22 protein-coding genes are annotated in these 20,974 nt (G+C 43.0%); 21 read left to right on the forward strand and 1 reads right to left on the reverse strand.

Annotation, left to right across the window (positions count from 1 at the left end; all coding sequences use genetic code 11):
• Positions 1–22: 22 nt before the first annotated feature.
• A complete protein-coding gene (locus tag ACFGVR_RS12900) occupies positions 23–2,821 on the reverse strand; it encodes an outer membrane beta-barrel protein (protein ID WP_448703038.1) in 2,799 nt (932 codons plus the stop codon).
• Positions 2,822–2,991: 170 nt separating this feature from the next.
• On the opposite strand from ACFGVR_RS12900, the gene ACFGVR_RS12905 reads away from it, so the two are divergent.
• From ACFGVR_RS12905 to nuoL, 21 genes are all read left to right on the forward strand, one after another.
• The gene (locus tag ACFGVR_RS12905; RefSeq protein ID WP_448697615.1) at positions 2,992–3,483 is read left to right on the forward strand and encodes a VOC family protein; all 492 of its coding nucleotides are present in this window, start codon (positions 2,992–2,994) and stop codon (positions 3,481–3,483) included.
• 159 nt (positions 3,484–3,642) lie between these two features.
• Positions 3,643–4,374: a bifunctional demethylmenaquinone methyltransferase/2-methoxy-6-polyprenyl-1,4-benzoquinol methylase UbiE gene (gene ubiE, locus ACFGVR_RS12910; protein ID WP_448697616.1), complete on the forward strand. Its 732-nt coding sequence runs from the start codon at positions 3,643–3,645 to the stop codon at positions 4,372–4,374.
• A complete protein-coding gene (gene porT, locus ACFGVR_RS12915) occupies positions 4,371–5,111 on the forward strand; it encodes a type IX secretion/gliding motility protein PorT/SprT (protein WP_448697618.1) in 741 nt (246 codons plus the stop codon). Before ubiE ends, porT begins: the two co-directional genes overlap by 4 nt.
• A gap of 50 nt (positions 5,112–5,161) precedes the next feature.
• Positions 5,162–5,920: an SDR family NAD(P)-dependent oxidoreductase gene (locus ACFGVR_RS12920; RefSeq protein ID WP_448697620.1), complete on the forward strand. Its 759-nt coding sequence runs from the start codon at positions 5,162–5,164 to the stop codon at positions 5,918–5,920.
• 3 nt (positions 5,921–5,923) lie between these two features.
• Complete coding sequence (locus tag ACFGVR_RS12925; protein ID WP_448697621.1) at positions 5,924–6,256, forward strand: hypothetical protein; 333 nt, start codon at positions 5,924–5,926, stop codon at positions 6,254–6,256.
• Between the two features lie 11 nt (positions 6,257–6,267).
• Positions 6,268–6,717 carry a GatB/YqeY domain-containing protein gene (locus ACFGVR_RS12930; protein ID WP_448697623.1) on the forward strand — a complete coding sequence of 150 codons (450 nt, stop codon included), beginning with the start codon at positions 6,268–6,270 and terminating at the stop codon, positions 6,715–6,717.
• A 122-nt stretch (positions 6,718–6,839) separates the two neighbouring features.
• Positions 6,840–7,601 carry an alpha/beta fold hydrolase gene (locus tag ACFGVR_RS12935; RefSeq protein ID WP_448697624.1) on the forward strand — a complete coding sequence of 254 codons (762 nt, stop codon included), beginning with the start codon at positions 6,840–6,842 and terminating at the stop codon, positions 7,599–7,601.
• Between the two features lie 3 nt (positions 7,602–7,604).
• Positions 7,605–8,264 carry a CBS domain-containing protein gene (locus ACFGVR_RS12940; protein WP_448697626.1) on the forward strand — a complete coding sequence of 220 codons (660 nt, stop codon included), beginning with the start codon at positions 7,605–7,607 and terminating at the stop codon, positions 8,262–8,264.
• 8 nt (positions 8,265–8,272) lie between these two features.
• Positions 8,273–9,154, forward strand: a complete 882-nt coding sequence (locus ACFGVR_RS12945; RefSeq protein ID WP_448697628.1) for an NAD kinase — start codon at positions 8,273–8,275, stop codon at positions 9,152–9,154.
• 9 nt (positions 9,155–9,163) lie between these two features.
• Positions 9,164–9,961: a type IX secretion system protein PorG gene (porG, locus tag ACFGVR_RS12950; RefSeq protein WP_448697630.1), complete on the forward strand. Its 798-nt coding sequence runs from the start codon at positions 9,164–9,166 to the stop codon at positions 9,959–9,961.
• Between the two features lie 411 nt (positions 9,962–10,372).
• On the forward strand, positions 10,373–11,113 hold the full coding sequence (locus tag ACFGVR_RS12955; RefSeq protein ID WP_448697631.1) for an isoprenyl transferase: 741 nt from the start codon (positions 10,373–10,375) through the stop codon (positions 11,111–11,113).
• A 62-nt stretch (positions 11,114–11,175) separates the two neighbouring features.
• Positions 11,176–13,728, forward strand: a complete 2,553-nt coding sequence (bamA, locus tag ACFGVR_RS12960) for an outer membrane protein assembly factor BamA (RefSeq protein WP_448697633.1) — start codon at positions 11,176–11,178, stop codon at positions 13,726–13,728.
• A gap of 10 nt (positions 13,729–13,738) precedes the next feature.
• Positions 13,739–14,269 (forward strand): OmpH family outer membrane protein, encoded by a 531-nt coding sequence (locus tag ACFGVR_RS12965; protein ID WP_448697635.1) that lies wholly within the window; start codon positions 13,739–13,741, stop codon positions 14,267–14,269.
• Between the two features lie 46 nt (positions 14,270–14,315).
• Positions 14,316–14,828 carry an OmpH family outer membrane protein gene (locus ACFGVR_RS12970; RefSeq protein ID WP_448697636.1) on the forward strand — a complete coding sequence of 171 codons (513 nt, stop codon included), beginning with the start codon at positions 14,316–14,318 and terminating at the stop codon, positions 14,826–14,828.
• A gap of 99 nt (positions 14,829–14,927) precedes the next feature.
• Positions 14,928–15,440 carry an OmpH family outer membrane protein gene (locus ACFGVR_RS12975; protein WP_448697638.1) on the forward strand — a complete coding sequence of 171 codons (513 nt, stop codon included), beginning with the start codon at positions 14,928–14,930 and terminating at the stop codon, positions 15,438–15,440.
• Positions 15,441–15,509: 69 nt separating this feature from the next.
• Positions 15,510–16,340 carry a glutamate racemase gene (gene murI / locus ACFGVR_RS12980; protein ID WP_448697640.1) on the forward strand — a complete coding sequence of 277 codons (831 nt, stop codon included), beginning with the start codon at positions 15,510–15,512 and terminating at the stop codon, positions 16,338–16,340.
• A gap of 94 nt (positions 16,341–16,434) precedes the next feature.
• Positions 16,435–17,505 (forward strand): NADH-quinone oxidoreductase subunit NuoH, encoded by a 1,071-nt coding sequence (nuoH, locus tag ACFGVR_RS12985; RefSeq protein ID WP_448697641.1) that lies wholly within the window; start codon positions 16,435–16,437, stop codon positions 17,503–17,505.
• A 1-nt stretch (position 17,506) separates the two neighbouring features.
• Complete coding sequence (locus tag ACFGVR_RS12990) at positions 17,507–18,097, forward strand: 4Fe-4S binding protein (RefSeq protein WP_448697642.1); 591 nt, start codon at positions 17,507–17,509, stop codon at positions 18,095–18,097.
• Complete coding sequence (locus ACFGVR_RS12995; protein ID WP_448697644.1) at positions 18,094–18,636, forward strand: NADH-quinone oxidoreductase subunit J family protein; 543 nt, start codon at positions 18,094–18,096, stop codon at positions 18,634–18,636. Before ACFGVR_RS12990 ends, ACFGVR_RS12995 begins: the two co-directional genes overlap by 4 nt.
• Positions 18,633–18,938: an NADH-quinone oxidoreductase subunit NuoK gene (gene nuoK, locus ACFGVR_RS13000; protein WP_448697646.1), complete on the forward strand. Its 306-nt coding sequence runs from the start codon at positions 18,633–18,635 to the stop codon at positions 18,936–18,938. The genes ACFGVR_RS12995 and nuoK overlap by 4 nt, the downstream gene beginning before the upstream one ends.
• A 19-nt stretch (positions 18,939–18,957) precedes the next feature.
• Complete coding sequence (gene nuoL / locus ACFGVR_RS13005) at positions 18,958–20,973, forward strand: NADH-quinone oxidoreductase subunit L (protein WP_448697648.1); 2,016 nt, start codon at positions 18,958–18,960, stop codon at positions 20,971–20,973.
• Position 20,974 lies beyond the last annotated feature (1 nt).

Below are 20,974 nucleotides of genomic sequence, written 5' to 3' on the forward strand. Positions count from 1 at the left end.
GATTTTGTCCACCCGGAGCATATTACAAGATACGGATAGGCTGGACTGGATTATTGAACTTTTTCTCGTCGCTTTTAGCAGTCGATTTCATGAACCGGTATTGAAATGTCAGTAAAAAATATCGTTTGATGATCTGCGATTGCGTATCAGTAATATTGTTCTCAGAAATATAACGGCTTGTGCCAATTGCCTGGTTTAAAATATCGTAGCATGATAGTTTAAGTTCGCCATGATCTTTTTTCAGGAATGATCGCGCTACGCTGATGCTTAATAAATTGGAACTTTTTTGGAAGCCGGGTGCAACCTGCGGATTGTAAGTATACGTGTAATTGCCTTCCCAGTTGATGTGCTGCGGCCAGTATACATTGAAATGCGTATCGGCGCTATGAGTTACATTGCTTACAGGGTTTAGTGCAACACCGCTGTAGGTAGAGTGACTAAAATTTAACCGGTAAACCGGGTTGATCTCAACAATATCTTTCCAGCTGATGCTCAAATTTGGGCTGAAATTGCCGTAGTATGAATCCTGATAGCCATTAACATGGTTCAACTCAAAAAAATTATGGTTTTTTGAGAGCGATAAGTTAACACCTGTACTCAACGTGATACCGTATTGTTTTTTAAATCGTTTGTTGAAATAGGTTTGCCCCATAATATTGTAGCGCCCGTTCATATTAATAGGGGTACTTGTTTCAACGCCAAGCGCATCAAGTGTGCGCTCCCTGAAGATGCCGTCGTGGTCAATTGACAGATTCGCCGTTAAGCTTATACTTGTTTGCCTTTGCGGGTTATATCCAAAATAGAATATATTGTAATTATCTGATCGGGTTGGCAGCAAGCCGGGGTTCCCGGTAACAGAATACAGCGGACTAAAAACTACCGAGTAAGGTACCATATCGCCAATGTTAGGCAGGGTAAAGCGCCTGGAGTAGCCCAATGTGGCTTGTTTGTAACGTAACTGCGCATTGGGCAGCAAGGCAAAGTAATTTTGGTTAATATCGGCAAAGCCCCTGTCAAACTGGTTGTTTACAGCTAAATATTGCGCATTAACACCGCCCGTTAATGATAAGCTTTGGCTGATATTGTAGGTTATACCTGTGTTGGTATTATTTGTCCATAGGTTGCGGGTAAGGTTACCACTTAATATTTGTAAAAAAGTATCGTAGTCGCCCGTGGCGGGGTCGCGGTCATAGGTGGCTGTATTGTTTACCTGATGGTTGTAACTTTCGGCTTCAGAAATATTTAAAGTTACCTTTTTGCTTACCGGGTACCTGTAACCAACGGTAACGCCGGTGCCGGTGGCGCGGTTTTCGGTATTGGCGCGCCTGCTTAGCAGGTACGAGGGGAAAGTTGGTACATATGATGTTAGCCCGTTATCACTATAAGCAATACCACCGCCTGGCGTTACACGCAACTCGCTGCTGATATTGAGCGACTCGCCCGACTTTTTTAACTGGCGATTGTATGATAACGATTGGTTAAACTGGGTATCGTGGGTATCGCTGTTACCTTTAAGAAAGTTTTGGTTTATCTGTGGCTCATAATTACTAAAGCTCTTGCCAATAGTATTACTGCCCGCACTGTTGGTGGTAAAACTAAAACCTGGATTGTAAGTAATTTCGGTAGCATCGTTGGGTTTCCAGCGCACTGTAGAACTTAGGTTATGCCTTTCGGAATTGCCAACCCTGGTATTTATGGTATTGTTAACCAGGTCGGTGTCGTGCAAAAACTGTTGTTTGTTGGTTGCACTGTTATAATTGTTGCTGCTGTTGGTGTAGTAATATGATAGATTGATCTTTAATTTTTTACCATAGTCGGTATTAATATTAACGCCGGCCGAAGTAGTTTTTTGTATACCGTTGCTTACACCCTGTCCGCTAAAAGTAGGGCTGCCAAAACCGGCTGCACCACCCCGGTTTGTACCACCTAATTCGCGCAGATCATTATAAGAGAAGCCGGTGTTGTTTAGATTATTAGATTGGCCGATAACGCTTACCTGCAGCGTATCTCTAAACATGTTAATGAGGCCGCCGGTATTATAGCGCTGCTCGGTACCTGCACCAGCATATGCCTTACCAAATATGGCTTTGCGAAAAGGCTTTTTAAACTTTAGGTTGATGATCTTTTTAACGTCGCTTTGTGGTATCAGGTGGTCAGGGTCATCTTCCCGGTCGTCATATATCTGTACTTTGTCAATCAAATCTGCGTCGAGGTTTTTAGTAGCTATGCGTGGGTCGTTGCTAAAAAACTCGTGCCCATCAACCTTAATTTTGCTGATGGGTTTGCCATTTACGGTAACCATCCCCTGGTGGTCCACTTCCACACCAGGCAATTTTTTAAGCAGGTCTTCAACTACAGCGTTGGGGCGTGTTTTAAAAGCTTCGGCATTAAATTCAATCGTATCTTTACGGATCACTATCGGCGGGCGCTCGGCTTTTATTTCTACCTCGTTCAATTGTTTGTGGCTCAGCTTCAGTTCGCCAAGGTCAACTTCCTGCGCTTTGGCCAACGTTAAAAAACGCCTGCAGGGTTGGTAACCAACAAAGGTGATCAAAACCTTTAACGGTACGCCCGCGGGCAAGTTATGTAGCAAAAATATGCCTTTTTTATCGGTAACCATATATGATACCAGCGAATTGGTAGTATCCTTTAAGTTTAATACTGCTACAGTAGCAAACTCGATAGGTGCGTTACTTAATGTATCGGTTATTTTGCCTTTTACCGAAGCGCGGTTTTGGCTGTAGCCGCATAATGTGGCAAATAATAATATAATCGTAAACGATAGCTTAAATAGCTTTGCGGAGGTTATTTTTGTTTTGATAAGGCAGTATTTATTGTGATGGCTAAAACTATATAATTAGTTTGATACGACTGTTATTATTTAACAATTATTATATATCATTAACAAACATTAACATTCGATAATTTTACAAGTGGCCAACAATATTGCGAGCCGCTATTCGTAAATTTGATGTTTAAACATGTAATTAAATGGAAGATTATAAAATACCAGCAGCAACCCGCATAGGGCACGTGCATTTAAAGGTGAGCGATCTGCAGCGCTCGCTCGATTTTTATTGCGGATTGCTGGGTTTCGACCTGGTAATGAAATACGGAGCCGAAGCCGCGTTTATCTCGGCAGGTGGCTACCATCACCATATCGGGCTAAATACCTGGCATAGCAAAGGTTCGGGCCCGGCACCGGTAAGTTACCCGGGTTTATACCATACTGCTATACTATATCCCGAAAGGAAAGAACTGGCTAAAATATTGCAGCGGCTGATAGATAAACGTTACCCTTTAACAGGAATGTCCGACCATGGTGTATCTGAAGCTATCTATCTGAACGACCCTGACGAAAATGGTGTTGAGCTTTATTGGGACAAACCACGTGAACTTTGGCCAACAAATGAAGATGGAAGCCTCACCATGTTTACCCGCCATTTGGATGTGGAAAGTTTGATGAGAGAGTTAAGTATGTAAGATGGATGATGTAAGATGGAATATGGGTGTATTTGATGAAGATGGAGAAATGTTGATACTCTTTTCTATTTTACTTTTCACATCTTTCCATTTCCCTTACATCTTCCATTTTACCTTTCACATCTTCCGGCAACAAACCTTATCTTTGCCTCTTACCATATGAGCAAAACAGTAACACCTTACCAAAACGAGCAGGCTACCAAAAAACAACAGGTGGCCGATATGTTCAACAATATATCCAAAACCTACGATTTTTTGAACCATTTTATGTCGTTGGGTATCGATATCATCTGGCGTAAAATGGCGATCAACGAGTTGAAAGCTAACAAGCCCAAACTGATATTGGATGTAGCTACCGGTACCGGCGATTTTGCTTTTGAAGCATTAAAGATATTACAGCCCGATAAAATTATCGGCGTGGATATATCGCGCGGTATGCTGGATATTGCTGAGCAAAAAATAGCCAAACGTGGTTTGGGCGACAGGTTTGAGGTGCGGATGGGCGATTCGGAAAAACTTTTGTTTGATGCCGGCGAGTTTGATGCGGTAACCGTTGCTTACGGCGTGCGTAATTTTGAGCATCTTGAAAAAGGCCTGGCCGATATTTACCGTGTGCTAAAACCGGGAGGTAAGGCTGTAGTGCTCGAGTTTTCAAAACCAAAGGTTTTCCCGGTAAAGCAGTTGTATAACTTTTATTTCAATTATATTACACCGGGCATCGGTAAGATATTTTCGAAAGATTCGAGGGCTTATTCCTATCTTCCCGAATCGGTAGCTGCTTTTCCGGATGGTGAAAAATTTACCTCGTTAATGGACAAAGTGGGCTTTAGCAATACCAAACAGCGCCCTCTGGCGTTTGGTATCTGTTCGATATACACGGGCATTAAATGATCAAAAGGCTTTACTTTATTTTATTGATCTTTATTTTTTGCGGCAGTAAACTGCTGGCACAAGCACCGCCTGCCTGGGGTGGCGGTGCCGATGTGGACGACGTCAGCTTTGGTTTCCACTTTGATTATATTAGCAGCAGTTATAAAATTTTAAAGCAGGCCGACTGGCGCAAGCCTTACTATAATAGCGAAACCGGTAAATATTTAACCGACTCGTTAAACAGTATTACCTCTGCCGGCACACCGGGTTTTGCCGTTGGCTTTATAATGCGATACCGCATTACCGATCATCTGGAAGTGCGCACCACACCATCGTTAGTTTTTGCCGACCGAACCATTACCTACAAATATGCCACGCCATCGCAAAACATTGATAAAAGTGTACATGCAAGCCAGGTTGAGGTGCCGTTGCTGCTTAAACTTAAATCGGATAGGATAGGCAATTTCAGGGCATACCTGTTAGGCGGCGTAAAATACTCTTACGGGCTCAGTACCGATAAAACAAACGAAGACCCGAATTTGTCGCCGTTAGAGAAGCAGGTGATCAATAACCGGGGTTATGCATCGTATGAAGCAGGTATCGGCTGCGATATCTATTTTGAGTACTTCAAATTTTCGCCCGAGGTCAAAATTTCAAACTCATTTGGCAGTGTGCTTACTCCGGGTACCGACCCGTATTCGCAGCCTTTGCAAAAGCTGCTGTTACGCAGCCTGGTATTCACAATCTACTTTGAATAGACAAATCAGTTAAGCAAAAAACTTAACTTCGTACCGTATTATTACTCACTATGTCTAAAATTGCTTTAATTACAGGTGCTACAGCCGGTATCGGCGAGGCTTGCGCACATACCTTTGCCCGCGAAAAATATAACCTGGTGCTAACCGGCCGCCGTGCCGACAGGCTCGAAACGCTATCGAAAAAACTAACTGAACAATATGGTGTTGAAGTTATCGCGCTGGTATTTGATGTGCGTGAGCGCGATATAGTGATAGCCAAACTGGAAGAATTGCCTTCACAATGGAAAAAGGTAGACGTATTGATCAACAATGCCGGTTTAAGCCAGGGGCTCGATCCCATACAAAATGGTAAATACAGCGATTGGGAAACCATGATAGATACCAATGTTAAAGGCCTGCTGTATGTGAGCAAGGTGGTAAGCAACTGGATGATAGAAAATAAAAGCGGCCATATCATCAATATGGGTTCCATTGCCGGTAAAGAAATTTACGCCAACGGTAACGTGTATTGTGCCAGTAAAGCGGCTGTAGATTTTTTAAATAAAGGGATGCGTGTGGACCTATTGCCTTACGGGATCCGCGTTACTGCTATACACCCCGGCGCCGTTGAAACCGAGTTTGCCCAGATACGTTTTCACGGCGATAAAGAACGGGCGAAAAAGGTTTACGAGGGCATAATACCCTTAGTTGCCGAAGATGTTGCCGAAACGATATGGTTCGTAGCATCGCGCCCGGCACACGTAAACATTAACGAAATAATTATGGTACCAACCGCACAGGCTAACGCCACAACGTTTTTTAGAACTTAATATATGGCTTTTGAAGATATCGTAAAACATTTGACCGTTGAATATTTAAAAATTTCGGATAAGGAGGTTTTAGAAATTGAATTGATAAATGCTGTGGGTTATTCTGGTGGCATTTTAACTAAAGTAGTTGCTTTAATAGAATCAAATAATTTAGAGGCCCTTACAGATGACGAATTAAACGATTCTGATAACCCGGATACTTTATCGGTTTACCAGGTAACCTTGTTAAACAACAAGCATATGGTGTTAATATTCGAACCATATGAATCATATACTCATGCACGAATATTGAAAATAGTAGAGATTAAACAACCTAAAGATCAATTAACTCAATAACAAATAAAATTATGTCACTCATAGCAACTATAGATCAGGATATTAAACAAGCCATGCTTGGGAAACAGGAGGCCCGTTTACGCTCGTTACGGGCAGTGAAAGCTGCGCTTTTGGTAGCTAAAACCGAAAAAGGTGCAAGCGATGTGCTTACCGAAGAAGCAGAGATAAAAGTGGTGCAAAAATTAGTAAAGCAACGTAAAGAGTCGGCAGAGATTTACCAGGCACAAAACCGCCCCGATCTGCAGCAGATAGAAGAAGAAGAGCTGAGTATAATTGAAACTTATTTACCAAAACAATTAAGCCGCGAAGATATAGAGGCGGCCATTAAGCAGGTGATAACGGCCGTTGGCGCAACATCAGTAAAGGATATGAGCAAGGTTATGGGAGCGGCTAATAAAGAGCTTGCAGGTAAGGCCGACGGTAAAACAATTTCGGAAGTGGTAAAGCAATTATTAGGTTAAATAATTGTTTTTATTGTTGTAACTCCGCGCCAATAAGCTATTTTTATGGCGGGTAATTTAATTTTAGGCTTGATTTATATTTCAGGATAAAATTTTAATTATATAAAACATTTACAAATTATATGGATTTCGTGTTAAAAGATGAGCATGGTTTTGTTTACATAGAAAAAGGCGAAGGCGAAGTTCTGTTGTTATTGCATGGCCTGATGGGCGCGCTAAGTAACTGGGAACAAGTTATCGAGCAATTTAGTAAAGAATACCGGGTCATCATTCCAATGCTGCCAATTTACGATCTGCCTTTATTAACTACCGGCGTTAAAAGCCTGTCGAAGTACGTGCATAAGTTTATTACCCACATGAAACTTACCAATATAACATTGTTAGGTAATTCGTTGGGGGGCCATGTGGCATTGATCTATTGTTTGGCACATCCGGGTGTGGCGAAAGCATTGGTGTTAACCGGCAGTTCGGGCCTGTACGAAAATGCTTTTGGCGGATCATTTCCACGCCGTGAGAATTATGAGTTTGTAAAAGAGAAAGTTGAGTATACCTTTTACGATCCGGCAACGGCGACAAAAGACCTGGTTGACGAGGTGTTTGCTACCGTGAACGATCGTCACCGTGTTATCCGTATATTAGCTATGGCAAAATCGGCCATCAGGCATAACATGTCTAAAGATGTTCATAAAATAACCATACCTACGTTATTGGTATGGGGTAAAAACGATAAAATTACACCGCCGGAGGTAGCCGAAGAGTTTAACAAGTTGTTACCCGACTCTGAACTGCACTGGATAGATAAATGCGGGCACGCACCAATGATGGAGCGCCCCGAAGAATTTAATGAAATATTGGCCGGCTTTTTGAAGAAGATCAAAGCATAAAAAATGTTAGCAATTGAACTCATATCCAATGCAATGCCCCCTGTTCGTACATCCGATACGATACAGAAGGTTGCTGACCGTATGGCCGAGTTTAAGGTGCGCCATTTACCTTTGGTAAACGAAGAGCAGTTTTTGGGTCTCATAGCCGAGGACGATCTTTTTGAACTGGATTATCAGCAGCAGGTTGGGTCGGTGACGCTATCTCTGGTTAATCCTTACGTGCTCGAAAATCAGCATATTTATGATGTTATCCGCCTGTTTTACGAGCAGCAGCTAACCGTAGTGCCTGTGCTTGATCTGAAAAACAACTACCTTGGCCTTATCTCGATCAATAGCATGAACGAGTACTTTGCCAAACTCACATCAGTTGCAGAGCCAGGCGGTATTATTGTACTGGAGATCAGTAACCGTAACAATTCGCTTGCGCAGATAGCCCAGATCGTAGAATCTGATAATGCGCAGATCTTAAGTTCGTACATCCGTTCATTTGCTGATTCTACCCGGTTGGAAGTGACCTTAAAATTAAATAAACAGGATATATCGGGCATTATAGCCGCATTTCAGCGTTACAATTATACTGTGCAGGCAACCTTTAACTTTACCCCGGTTGATGATGATTCGAGGGATCGGTACGATTCGTTGATGAATTACCTTAATTTATAACCCACCGCATGAAGATCGCTATTTACGGCAGGCAGTTTAACGACTCGGTTTTACCTTACGTACAGCAGGTTTTTACCTATCTGGAGCAGCATAAGGTAGAAATTTATGTTTACTGCGATCTGAACGATCACTTGTCGGGCAAGATAATTCTGCCCGAAGGGCATCAAATATTTAAAAAAGGCGAATCGCTAAAGGGCCTTATTGATGTGTTTTTAACCCTTGGCGGGGATGGTACCTTGCTGGATACCCTGGCTTTGATCCGCGACTCGGGCATCCCGGTTATCGGTATCAACTTTGGCCGGTTGGGCTTTTTGGCCAGTATCAACAAAAGCGATATTGCCGCAGCCATACATGCCGTAGTGAACAGGATGTTTACTTTGGACAGCCGCGTGTTGCTCACTATCGAGTCTGAACATCAATATTTTGATAGTGAGAACTTCGCACTTAACGATATTACTTTCCATAAGCGCGACGACTCGGCCATGATCATTATTCATGCCTTTTTGAACGATGAGTTTTTAAACTCGTACTGGGGCGATGGGATCATTATATCCACACCAACGGGCTCAACCGCTTATTCGTTAAGCTGCGGAGGGCCGATCATACTGCCGCGATCGGGTAATATTGTGGTAACACCTGTATCGCCGCATAACTTAAATGTGCGGCCCATCGTATTATCAGATGATAGCGTGCTGAGTTTTGAAGTGGAATTTCGCAGCGCAAACTATCTTGTTTCGTGCGATTCGCGTACGGTGGTGATCGATAAACCGATCAAATTTAACGTGCGCAAGGCAGCTTTTCAGCTTAACCTTGTCCGCCTCGATAATGAAAGTTATTTATCCACGTTAAGAAACAAGTTAATGTGGGGAATTGACGCCCGCAATTATTAATTGTTTTTAATGCGCAAACTAAAGCCGGTTATAGTTTTATTAGTGTTGTTGGTATCCTTTAGCGGGAAATTGTACGCGCAAGCGTGGGAAGTTGGCGGCACGGTAGGAGAGTCGGGGTATATGGGCGATTTTAACCAAAGCAACCCATTTAAACTTACCGATGTGAGCGGCGGCTTTTTTTTAAAGCGTAATTTTAACGATTACCTGTCGCTTAAGCTACAATATATGTACGGCACCATCCGCGGCGATGATAGTACCTCAACCAATCAGCAGTTTTTTAACCGTAATTTAAGTTTTAGCAGCTCGCTAAGCGAAATAAGCCTGATAGGCGAGTTTAACTTTATGAGCTATATACCCGAGGTTGGCACCAATAAATTCACACCGTTTATTTTTGCAGGTATTGCCAATGTTGGGTTTAATCCAATGGCAAGCTATAAAGGTACCGACTATGAATTGGCGCCACTAACCACCGAAGGTCAGGCAAAGGCCTACAATACCCGTGCATGGTCAGTACCATACGGTGCAGGCATAAAGTTTAATTTTACAGGTAAATGGAATTTTATTGTCGACCTGGGGTACCGCTATACCAATACCGGCTACCTGGATGATGTTTACGGCGCTTACGCCGATAAAACCAAATTACCCAGCGTTGTATCGCAGGCATTGTCGGATCGGTCGGCAGAGCGCAGCGGCACTAATATAGGCTCGGCCGGTACCCAACGGGGCAATTACTCGCACGATACGTATCTGTTTTTAGGCTTTACCATATCGTACACCTTTGTAACACAAAACTGTTATAGGTTTTAAAAAGGTCCGCCGGTTTTGTCAAGCCAGGTTTTAGCTGTATACAACACGAAAATGCAGATCAGGATAGCTACGGGAGCAGCTATGCGGTGCATTACTTACAGGTATTATTTTTTTGCCGGTAGTACATTGTTTGCCAGTATAATTACCCGTTTTACCTGTGCATTTTTCTTTTTAAGCATATAATAAAAATATACAAAGTTAGTTTTACCTTTGTCCCCTGAAATTTTGAGAAAAATTCAATTTTAAACCTATAAACAGGGTTCATTAAATTGAACAGATGCTATTGATTAATTACAAAAATGACGAATAACAAGCTTTATAATATTCCAAGTGATGCCAAACAGCGGGGCTATAATTTGCTAAATCATTTTTGCAGTGTTAACAATTACGCTTTAGCAGGTATTTAAAAGGATGGGATTCAGAGAACAGATAGATACCGCCAGGTTACCGAAACATGTGGCAATAATAATGGATGGTAATGGCCGCTGGGCCAAAGGCAAGGGTAAACTACGCGTGTTTGGGCACCATAACGGTGTTTTATCAGTACGCGATGTGGTAGAGGGCGCAGGCGAATTAGGCGTTAAATACTTAACACTGTATACCTTTTCGGCCGAGAACTGGAACCGCCCAAAATACGAAGTGACCGCCATAATGGAGCTGCTGATCTCGACTATCAATAAAGAGATCAAAAAACTGATGGAAAATAATGTACGCCTTAATACCATTGGCGACATTGAAATGCTCCCCAAAAAATGCCACGACGAATTACAGAGCGCCATGCAAACAACATCGGGCAATACGGGCCTGGTATTAACATTGGCTTTGAGCTATAGCTCAAGGCGCGAAATTGTACAGGCAGCACAAGCCATTGCGGCAAAGGTTGAGAAAGGTGAGATCAAAGCTGCACAGGTTGATGAAGAAATGTTTGCAAAACACCTGCATACGTCAGATATGCCCGATCCTGAACTGCTCATCCGCACAAGCGGCGAATACCGCATAAGTAACTATTTACTTTGGCAAATTGCTTATGCCGAATTATATTTTACCGATAAGCTGTGGCCGGATTTCCGGAGGGAAGACCTGTACGAAGCCATATTGGATTACCAAAAACGCGAACGTCGTTTTGGGCTAACCAGCGAGCAGATTAACTAATATTTTTACGTTTAACACTTTTTAACAACTGTATAAATTATTTTAGCCACCAAAATATTCGGATGAATAAATACTTTTTTGCAATTCTTTTTTCTGTGGTATGCTCAGGTGCCTGGGCCCAGGTATCAAACCAGGCCAGACCATCGCTTACCAAACAAATTACAACAGATAGTTTAAGCTACCTAACCCCGAAAGATTATATTATTGGCGGCGTAACAGTTAGTGGTACAAAATACCTTGAAAAAGATGTGTTGGTCACTATTTCAAAGTTAAATAAAGGTGATAAAATAACCCTTCCGGGCGATGCATCGGCTAATGTGATCAAAGCATTATGGGAGCAGGGGCTTTTTGATGATGTTCAGTTAAATATTACCAGGATGAACCTGGATACGGTATATTTTGATATTGCCATAGTTGAGCGCCCCCGTTTATCAAGATTGCATTTAACCGGTATCCGTAAAGGAGAAATTGAAGATCTGCAAAAAAAGCTGAACGATAAAGCCGGTAAAATTGTAAACGAGAATTTGCTGAATACCGTTACCAACATCATCAAAAAGGAATTTAACGAAAAAGGCTTTTTAAATACTACCGTAACTATTACCCAGCGTAAAGACCCGGCCGATGCCAACAGCGTTATTTTAGATGTTGCTATTGACAAAAAGCAAAAAGTTAAAATTAACAGCGTAACATTTGAGGGCAATAGCGCATTTAGCCAGAGTACTCTGAGGGGCTATATGGGCAAAACCAAAGAGAGAAAATGGTATAATATCTTCGGTTCAAAGAAATTTATGCGCGATAAGTACGAAGAAGATAAGCAGGATTTTGTAGCCAAACTGCAAAGCAAGGGCTATCGCGATGCCGAGATATTGAGCGACTCTGTTTGGAGGAACGATGATAAAACGGTTAACGTAAAAATTAAAATGTATGAAGGCCCTAAATACTACTTCGGTAAAATTACTTTTTCGGGTAATACCAAATACCCAACTGCAGGCTTAAATAGTATTTTACGTATTAAAAAAGGCGACGTATTTAGTGAAGAGAATTTAACCAAACGCTTAAGCGGCCCTACCGCCGGTGGCGATGATATTTCAACCCTGTACTTAAACGATGGCTACCTCACCTACCAGGCCGATCCGGTGCAGACACACGTATACAATGATACCGTTGATATTGAGATCAGAATGTACGAAGGGCCGCAGTATACCATTAATCGTGTATCGGTAAAGGGTAATGATGTAACCAACGATAAGGTGATCATCCGCGAACTGCAAACCTTACCGGGTCAAAAATTCTCTAAAGAAGCTATTGTACGCAGTCAGCGCGATATTACCCAGTTAGGTAATTTTGACGAGCAAAAAACCGAACCAAAACCAACCAACATCAACCCGGTTGACGGGACAGTTGATATTGTATATAACGTGGTTGAAAAACCATCAGATCAGATCGAACTTTCGGGTGGTTTTGGCGGTGGCCAGTTAGTGGGTACCCTGGGTTTAACGTTCAATAACTTTTCGTTACGTAACCTGTTCAACCTGAGCGCTTATAAGCCATTACCCAAAGGCGACGGGCAAAAACTAAGCCTGCGCGGACAATCAAACGGCCAGGATTATCAAAACTATTCGTTTACGTTCTCTGAGCCATGGTTGGGTGGTAAAAAACCGGTTTATTTCGCGTTAACAGCCTATACCCAGTTAAGCTCAAACATTTCGGCATACTCATCATCCGATCCAAACTACTACCACCTGCGTATTAACGGTGTGGGTGTAACTTTAGGTCAGCGTTTACGTTTTCCGGATAACCTGTTCCAGTTAAACTATTCGTTAAATCTCGATCACTACGACTTGTTTAACTATCCGGGTTACCTGTTTAAAAACGGTACGTCATACAACTTAAAATTAACCCAGGAACTGAGCCGCAACTCAACCGATGCGCCTATCTATCCAACATCGGGTTCAAACTTTAAATTTACCATACAGGTAACGCCGCCATATTCGTCATTTAATAATGTTAATTACCTGATAGCCACCCCACAACAACGTTACCAGTTTGTTGAGTACCACAAATGGAAATTTGAGGGCCAGTGGTTTCAACGGATATACGGCAAACTGGTGTTAAAGGGCCAGACACAATTTGGCTTTATGGGCTACTATAATAAAGAAGTTGGCCAGGCACCGTTTGAGCGCTTTAAATTGGGTGGTGATGGTATGCAGAGCTACCAGTTTTTACAAGGCAGCGAAATCATCGGCTTACGCGGATATCAAAACTTCTCGGTTGTGCCGGTTGGTTCAAACTACAATCAGAATAATAACCCGGGTAGCCCTATATTCACCAAATACATGCTTGAGCTAAGACACCCGGTTATTGCCAGCGAGTCGGCAACTATATTTTTGCTCACCTTTGTTGAAGGCGGTAACGTGTGGAACAACTTTAGCGAGTTTTCTCCGTTTAATGTTCGTAGGTCTGCTGGTGTTGGAGCTCGTATATTTCTTCCTATATTTGGCTTGCTTGGTTTAGATTATGGTTATGGATTTGATGCCATCCCTGGTGCCCCTGGTGCCAATAAGGGGCAGTTCCACTTCTCGATCTCACAAAGCTTAAACGGCGGATTTAATTGATCGTAAACAAATGAAAAAGATATTTTTAACCCTCAGTGTAGTTGTATTCATGTCGCTTGGCGCGTTTGCCCAGCGCTTTGCATATGTTGATTCGGAATATATTTTAAAACACGTGCCCGATTACATTTCGGCACAAAAAGAATTGAATGCGTTATCCGGACAATGGCAAAAAGAGATCGATGCCCGTTTTCAGGAAATTGACCACTTGTACAAAGCTTACCAGGCCGACCAGGTGCTGATGACCGCAGATATGAAGAAACGCCGCGAAGCCGAAATTGTAGACAAGGAAAAAGCCGCCAAGGATTTTCAAAAATCGAAATTTGGCCCCGATGGCGAACTGGCACAACGCAGCGGCACCCTGGTAAAACCAATACAGGACAGGATCGCTAAAGCTGTTCAGGCTGTAGCCGAAGCAGAGGATCTGGATATGATATTTGATAAAAATAGTGAAGTTATTATGTTGTATGCCAACCCGCATTATGATAAAAGCTCAGATGTAATTGTTAAACTCGGATTAAAGCCAGGAGTATTGGCCAAGTAAAATAAATTAGTTAAAATCGCACCACAATAGAAATCAGAAAAATAAAATGAAAAAATTATTCAAAGTTGTATTAATTGCCGTTTGCGTTGTGTTTGCTGGCACATTAGCCAAAGCACAAACCAAAACCGGTTATATTAATTTTAATGCCGTAATTGACCAGATGCCGGATACCAAAGTAATTTCTACCCAGCTTCAAACATATCAACAAACCTTTATTACTCAGCTGCAAAGCATGCAAACCGAGTACCAAACCAAAGGTGCCGATTACGAATCAAAACGTGCTACCATGACCGATGCTGTACGTACACAAAAAGAAGCTGAATTAACCGATCTGCAAAAACGTATTCAAGACTATCAAACAACCGCACAGGGCAAAGTTGAAGCCGAAAAAGACAGGTTAGGTAAACCATTGCTGGATAAAGTTAAACTGGCGATAACTACAGTAGCTAAAGAAAAAGGTTACGGTTATGTGATCGACTCGTCGCAAGGCATCTTCATCGTTTCGCCGGAAGCTGATGATTTAATGCCTGCTGTAAAAATTAAATTAGGTTTAAAATAATAAACCACTAACACCCTACTTAAGCGAAGTTCAATTTTTATTGAGTTTCGCTTTCTTTTTTAAAGTGTATCAAATAGTAAAAAAAATAAAATAGTAAAGATGAAAAAATTACTTGGAGTAGTATTAGTAGCAACCTGCCTTTTGTTTACGGCAAACCTGGCAAAGGCGCAGCAAAAGATTGGCTACGTAAATTTTAATGCTGTTATTGACGTAATGCCTGATAAAGCGGTTATTGCCAAAAACATGCAGGATTACCAAAAAACATTTGCCGACCAGTACCAATTAATGCAAACCGAACTGCAAACAAAAGGAGCTGATTACGAAAAAAACAAAGCCACCTGGAACGACGCTATCCGCACGCAAAAAGAGGCTGAGATAACCGATATCCAAAACAGGATGCAGACGTTTAGCCAAAAAGCGCAGCAATCTATGGAAGCGCATCAGAATGAGTTGGCTAAACCTTTGTTTGATAAAGTAAAGCTTGCTGTGCAGACTGTAGCGAAAGAGAAAGGTTATACTTATGTATTCGATTCATCGCAGCAAATTATGGTTGTTTACCCTGATGGTGACGACCTGACCGCTGCCGTGAAATTGAAATTAGGCGCAAAATAATATTCACTCAAAATTTTTTATAAGCGAAGTTCAATTTTTTATTGAGCTTCGCTTTGTTATTTTTACAGCATGGCAGCAAAGCAACCTATTGGCGTATTTGACTCCGGTTACGGTGGCCTTACCGTGTTTAAATCGATAGCCAAACTGCTGCCTGAGTACGATTACATTTACCTGGGAGATAATGTGCGGGCGCCGTATGGTAATCGCTCTTTTAAAACCATCCATCAGTATACCTGGGAATGCGTGCAGTTACTTTTTGAGATGGGTTGTCCGCTGGTAGTTTTAGCCTGTAACACCGCATCGGCGAAAGCCCTACGCACCATCCAGCAGCAGGATCTTAAAAATGTGGACCCTGCCAAACGGGTATTGGGCGTTATACGGCCAACGGCCGAAGTGATCGGTAATTATACCCAAACCAAACAAATAGGAGTGTTGGGTACCAAGGGTACGGTACAATCAGATTCGTACGGTATTGAGATCGGGCATTTTTTTCCGGAGGTAAAAGTTTACCAGCAGGCCTGCGCACTTTGGGTGCCACTGATAGAGAACGGCGAACACGATAAACCCGGTGCCGATTATTTTGTGAAACAATATCTGGATCAGGTTATGGCACAATCTGCCGATATTGATACGATATTGCTGGCCTGTACACATTACCCGCTTTTGCAGGATAAAATTGAAGCTTACCTGCCCGATCACATCAAAGTAGTGGCACAGGGCGACATTGTAGCGCAAAGTTTACAGCGCTATCTGCAGCGCCATCCCGAAATGGAAGATAGGCTGAGTAAAAACGGAACCCACCAGTTTTTTACCACTACTGACGATACGCTGGATTTTGATCAGAATGCGACTATGTTTTTCTCCGAAAAGGTAAAATCGGCGTATATACCGGTTAAGTAGATCAGTGTATTGCTGTTTAGTCTACTAATCTTATCTATAAAAATCGAGCTATTTTCCTTGTAAATAACTAAGTTTGCAGCCAAAGCAAATTTGATTGAATTTTTACCTTACATATATCGCTGTAGCAATAGGACTTTTTGGCTTCGCGGCCCTGTTTGCGTTGTTTGGCGTATATGCCGAGCGTAAGGTTTCGGCCTTTATTCAAGACAGGCTTGGCCCCACCGAAGTTGGTAAATTCGGCACTTTGCAAACCTTTGCCGATATCCTGAAAATGCTGCAAAAGGAACTGATCGTTCCATCGGCAGCTGATAAGATCTTATTCAGCCTGGCGCCGGTGATTATTTTCGTATCGGTTTATATGGGTTTTGCCGCGCTACCCTGGGCACCGGGATTAGTGCCCGCAAATCTTAATATCGGCCTATTCTATATCTTCGCCATTATATCTGTCGAGACCCTGGGTATCCTAATGGCCGGTTGGGGATCGAACAATAAATACTCGCTACTGGGCGCTATGCGTTCGATAGCGCAAATTATCTCGTACGAAATTCCGGCAGGCTTTGCTATTATCTCAGTGGTAATGATCACGCAAACTTTAAACCTGCAGGATATCTCAACACAGCAAGGCATCTTATCCGGCGAAAGCACAAATTTTTTAGGTTTTATTGATGTGACGCACATTGGCGGACTACTGGCCTGGAATATTTTCCGTGCGCCACATTTAATTATCGCTTTTGTGATCTATTTTATCGCATCGCTGGCAGAGGCTAACCGTGCCCCGTTTGATATTCCGGAGGCAGAGTCGGAGCTGGTAGCCGGTTTCCATACCGAATATACCGGTCTGCGTTTTGCCTTTGTTTTTCTGGCCGAGTATTCCATGATGTTTTTGGTATCGATGCTTGGCGCGATATTGTTTTTAGGGGCCTGGAACACACCGCTGCCTAATATCGCTTCGGTACACCTGGCTGATTATACCACCGGCACAGCCTGGGGTATTGTGTGGATAGCATTGAAATCGCTTTTATTGGTGGGCGTGCAGATGTGGATCAGGTGGACATTGCCGCGTTTTCGCATTGATCAGTTAATGAACTTATGCTGGAAGGTTTTAACGCCCCTGGCTTTTTTATGCATGTTGATATCGGGCGTATGGCGCCTGTGGTTAATGTAAGATGGCAAAAAGCGGATCAATAGGTTTAAAAACGATATTCGGGGGTATGTACCTTACGTTGAAGCACTTGTTTGCCTCAAAAAAACGCAGGGTGATGGATTCGGTAAAATCGGATAATTACTTTGCCGAACAGGCGAAGGGAACGAATACCATTCAATATCCATCGCAGCAATTGCCCGTGCCCGAGGTTGGCCGGTACCAGCTTTTTGTGGAAATGGACGATTGTATTGTGTGCGACCTGTGCGCCAAGATATGCCCGGTTGACTGTATAGATATCGAAGCCATTAAATCAACGGAGGCGATCGGCCAGACATCAGACGGTACGACCAAAAGATTATACGCGGCCAAATTTGATATTGATATGGCCAAGTGCATGTACTGCGGTTTGTGTACAGTGGTTTGCCCTACCGAGTGTATTACCATGACCAATCAATACGATGTAAGCGTGCCGGAGCTTGATCTGCTCACCTACAAATTTTCGGATATGGACCCGGCTTTGGCCGAAGAGAAACGCCGTTTATTTGATGAGCAACAGGCACAAAAACAAGCGGCTAAATTGGCCGCCATGAAAAAGAAGGAAGAGGGGGAATGAACATAAACCAGGTTTTATTTTACGTAATGGGTTTTACCGCGCTGGCATCGGCGTTGGTGGTGGCTGCAAGTAAAAACCTGGTACGCTGTGTTTTTATGTTTTTTGTAACGCTTTTTGCCCTGGCGGGATTATATGTTTTTGCCCTGGCCGATTTTGTTGCTGTAACGCAGATCGTTATTTACGTGGGGGGAGTATTGGTATTGATGTTGTTTGCGTTTATGCTATCCAACAAAGAAACGCTGAATAATTTACAGGAGCGCGGCAGTAAGTTTATCACCATCAACAACTTTGCCGCCTTTTTAGCTGCGGGGTTGTTTTTGGTGGTTTTGGTAAATGCCATCATCAAATCGCAGCCGGATAAATTGAATTGGATACTGGAATCGGCCCAAACCGCTACATCGCGTACAGATAACCTGGGTAATATTGGGGTAAACCTGATGACGCGTTACCTGCTGCCATTCGAGATCATATCCATTGTACTGATGATGGCCTTGATAGGAGCGGTGCACTTATCCCGTAAGGAGGAACATAAGCTATGAGTATGTTAACCAGCTTTTTGCTGATCAGCGCGGGTTTGTTTTGCATCGGGCTGTTTATAGTGTTATCCAAACGGAACGCGATACAGATATTGATCGGTATTGAACTGATGATCAACGCTGCGATATTAAACCTGGTAGCTTTTGGTAAATATGATAACCTGGCTAACAGCGGGCAAATCTTTGCCTTGTTTGCCATTGTGCTGGCAGCGGCGGCGGTAGCGGTTGCACTGGCGATCATATTAAATGTTTACCGGCAGTACAAAACTATTGATCCGGCTAAAGTTGAAAGGCTAAAGGATTGACAATCTTAATATAACAAATTTGGAAAGCACTTTATCACAACCGGATATCATTACCATTATACTTGCCATTGCGGCAGTTGTGGCTCCGTTTGCGGCATTTTTGCTTAACTTTTTACTGGTGCCAAAACAAAGCAAACTATCAGGTTGGATATCGGGTATTGCTATATTTAAAAGCCTGGTGCTGGCGGCTATTGTTTTTGGCAGAGTGTGGAACGCGCCCGAATTGCACGTGCAACATCTATGGTTTATTATCGGCAATACGCAGATCGAGATCGGTATCTGGCTCAATAATTTATCGGTTTTGATGCTGTTGCTGGTATCGGCTATAGCCTTGCCGGTGCACATTTACTCCGTTGCCTATATGAAGGGCGATGAGCGTTATACCCGCTACTTTACCTATTTAAGCTTTTTCTGTTTTGCCATGCTGGCTTTAGTGGTGATGGATAATCTGCTGCTGCTTTACGCTTTTTGGGAACTGGTGGGTTTTGCATCGTACCTGCTTATCGGTTTTTGGTTTACCCGCGAAAAGGCTGTGCAGGCCAACAAAAAGGCTTTTATTATGAACCGCATTGGCGATGTGGCCCTGCTTACCGGCATTATGCTGGTATATACGCATTACCACACTTTTAATATCGTTACTTTATTCGGTGGAAAGCTAACTGCAACTGCTGCTGCCACTAATTCAATATGGGTAACTGTCGCTGGATTATGCTTTTTAATGGGTGCTATTGCCAAATCGGCACAGTTTCCGTTGCATACCTGGTTGCCCGATGCGATGGAGGGGCCGACCTCGGTTTCCGCATTGATCCACGCTGCCACCATGGTTGCCGCCGGTATATTTTTATTGGGCCGCGTTTACCCCATGTTTAACACCGAAGTGTTAACCGTTATTGCCGTAATTGGCTGCTTTACCGCTTTTATGGCGGCCACCATCGCGCTAACGCAAAATGACCTGAAGCGCATCCTGGCCTACTCTACTATATCACAGTTAGGGTATATGATGATGGCCATGGGCATCGGCGCTTATTCGTCGGGCCTGTTCCATTTGGCTACGCATGCCTTTTTTAAATGTCTGCTGTTTTTGGCTGCCGGGGTTATCATTCACGAAATGCAGCATTTAAAACACAAGCACCGTTTACATATCGATACCCAGGATATCAACAATATGGGCGGCCTGCGTAAAGTGATGCCGGTAACGTTTATCACCTGCGTGGTCGCATCTTTGGCGCTCATCGGGTTTCCGCTAACATCTGGCTTTTTATCAAAGGACGGTATTTTGATACAGGGTTTTGCCTGGGCGCAGGGTAAGGGCGGCGCTTATACAATCATCCCGGTAACGGCGGTATTAACCAGTTTGCTTACTGCATTTTACATTGCCCGGCTCATATTCAAAGTGTTTTTTGGCGAACATATTTTAAAGACCATTGAGCCGGATGCCGAACCCCAGGCGCACGAAAGCAGCTGGCTTTTGTTTTTACCGATGATATTGCTTGCGCTTTGCTCGCTATTCCCGATATTCTCACTCAACCCATTCAATTACCAGGACTCGTGGTTGTTTAAAGGTTTCGGTATTGGTACAGGTAGCGAAGCCGGCGAATTGATCCCGGTAACGGTAACCTTATTGAGTATCGGCGTTATTTTTGTTGCTTACGCGATGTATGTGAAACAGAGCCTGCAATGGCTTAAACTAAAAGGTTTCCTGTTCAGCCTGTCGTATAACCAATGGTACGTTGATAGTTTTTATAACGGTGTAGTGGTAAAAGCTGTGGTAGGGTTAAGTAGCGCGATCAGGTGGTTTGATACTTATGTTATTGATGGTATAGTGAAATTGGTTGCCGGTACCGGCGTGGTGCTGAGCCGCGTTTCAGCCTGGTTCGATCAGTATATTATTGATGGTTTTTTACATTTGCTTACTTACGTGGTAAAACAAACGGGCAATTTTATCCGGGGTTTTCAAACCGGGCGCGTGCAGGGATACCTGTTCACTATGCTCATTATTGTTTTGGCGCTGTATATTTTAAAGACGTTTATTTAAA

Source organism: Mucilaginibacter aureus, assembly GCF_053514885.1.

What these genes read in the sequence shown, in the direction of transcription:
- ubiE (WP_448697616.1), top strand. Translation starts at nt 3,643, where the DNA reads ATGAGCAAAACAGTAACACCTTACCAAAACGAGCAGGCTACCAAAAAA.
- porG (WP_448697630.1), top strand. Translation starts at nt 9,164, where the DNA reads ATGCGCAAACTAAAGCCGGTTATAGTTTTATTAGTGTTGTTGGTATCC.
- ACFGVR_RS12995 (WP_448697644.1), top strand. Translation starts at nt 18,094, where the DNA reads ATGAACATAAACCAGGTTTTATTTTACGTAATGGGTTTTACCGCGCTG.
- ACFGVR_RS12955 (WP_448697631.1), top strand. Translation starts at nt 10,373, where the DNA reads ATGGGATTCAGAGAACAGATAGATACCGCCAGGTTACCGAAACATGTG.
- ACFGVR_RS12905 (WP_448697615.1), top strand. Translation starts at nt 2,992, where the DNA reads ATGGAAGATTATAAAATACCAGCAGCAACCCGCATAGGGCACGTGCAT.
- ACFGVR_RS12975 (WP_448697638.1), top strand. Translation starts at nt 14,928, where the DNA reads ATGAAAAAATTACTTGGAGTAGTATTAGTAGCAACCTGCCTTTTGTTT.
- ACFGVR_RS12935 (WP_448697624.1), top strand. Translation starts at nt 6,840, where the DNA reads ATGGATTTCGTGTTAAAAGATGAGCATGGTTTTGTTTACATAGAAAAA.
- murI (WP_448697640.1), top strand. Translation starts at nt 15,510, where the DNA reads ATGGCAGCAAAGCAACCTATTGGCGTATTTGACTCCGGTTACGGTGGC.
- ACFGVR_RS12930 (WP_448697623.1), top strand. Translation starts at nt 6,268, where the DNA reads ATGTCACTCATAGCAACTATAGATCAGGATATTAAACAAGCCATGCTT.
- ACFGVR_RS12925 (WP_448697621.1), top strand. Translation starts at nt 5,924, where the DNA reads ATGGCTTTTGAAGATATCGTAAAACATTTGACCGTTGAATATTTAAAA.
- ACFGVR_RS12990 (WP_448697642.1), top strand. Translation starts at nt 17,507, where the DNA reads ATGGCAAAAAGCGGATCAATAGGTTTAAAAACGATATTCGGGGGTATG.
- nuoK (WP_448697646.1), top strand. Translation starts at nt 18,633, where the DNA reads ATGAGTATGTTAACCAGCTTTTTGCTGATCAGCGCGGGTTTGTTTTGC.
- ACFGVR_RS12945 (WP_448697628.1), top strand. Translation starts at nt 8,273, where the DNA reads ATGAAGATCGCTATTTACGGCAGGCAGTTTAACGACTCGGTTTTACCT.
- bamA (WP_448697633.1), top strand. Translation starts at nt 11,176, where the DNA reads ATGAATAAATACTTTTTTGCAATTCTTTTTTCTGTGGTATGCTCAGGT.
- ACFGVR_RS12940 (WP_448697626.1), top strand. Translation starts at nt 7,605, where the DNA reads ATGTTAGCAATTGAACTCATATCCAATGCAATGCCCCCTGTTCGTACA.
- ACFGVR_RS12970 (WP_448697636.1), top strand. Translation starts at nt 14,316, where the DNA reads ATGAAAAAATTATTCAAAGTTGTATTAATTGCCGTTTGCGTTGTGTTT.
- porT (WP_448697618.1), top strand. Translation starts at nt 4,371, where the DNA reads ATGATCAAAAGGCTTTACTTTATTTTATTGATCTTTATTTTTTGCGGC.
- ACFGVR_RS12965 (WP_448697635.1), top strand. Translation starts at nt 13,739, where the DNA reads ATGAAAAAGATATTTTTAACCCTCAGTGTAGTTGTATTCATGTCGCTT.
- ACFGVR_RS12920 (WP_448697620.1), top strand. Translation starts at nt 5,162, where the DNA reads ATGTCTAAAATTGCTTTAATTACAGGTGCTACAGCCGGTATCGGCGAG.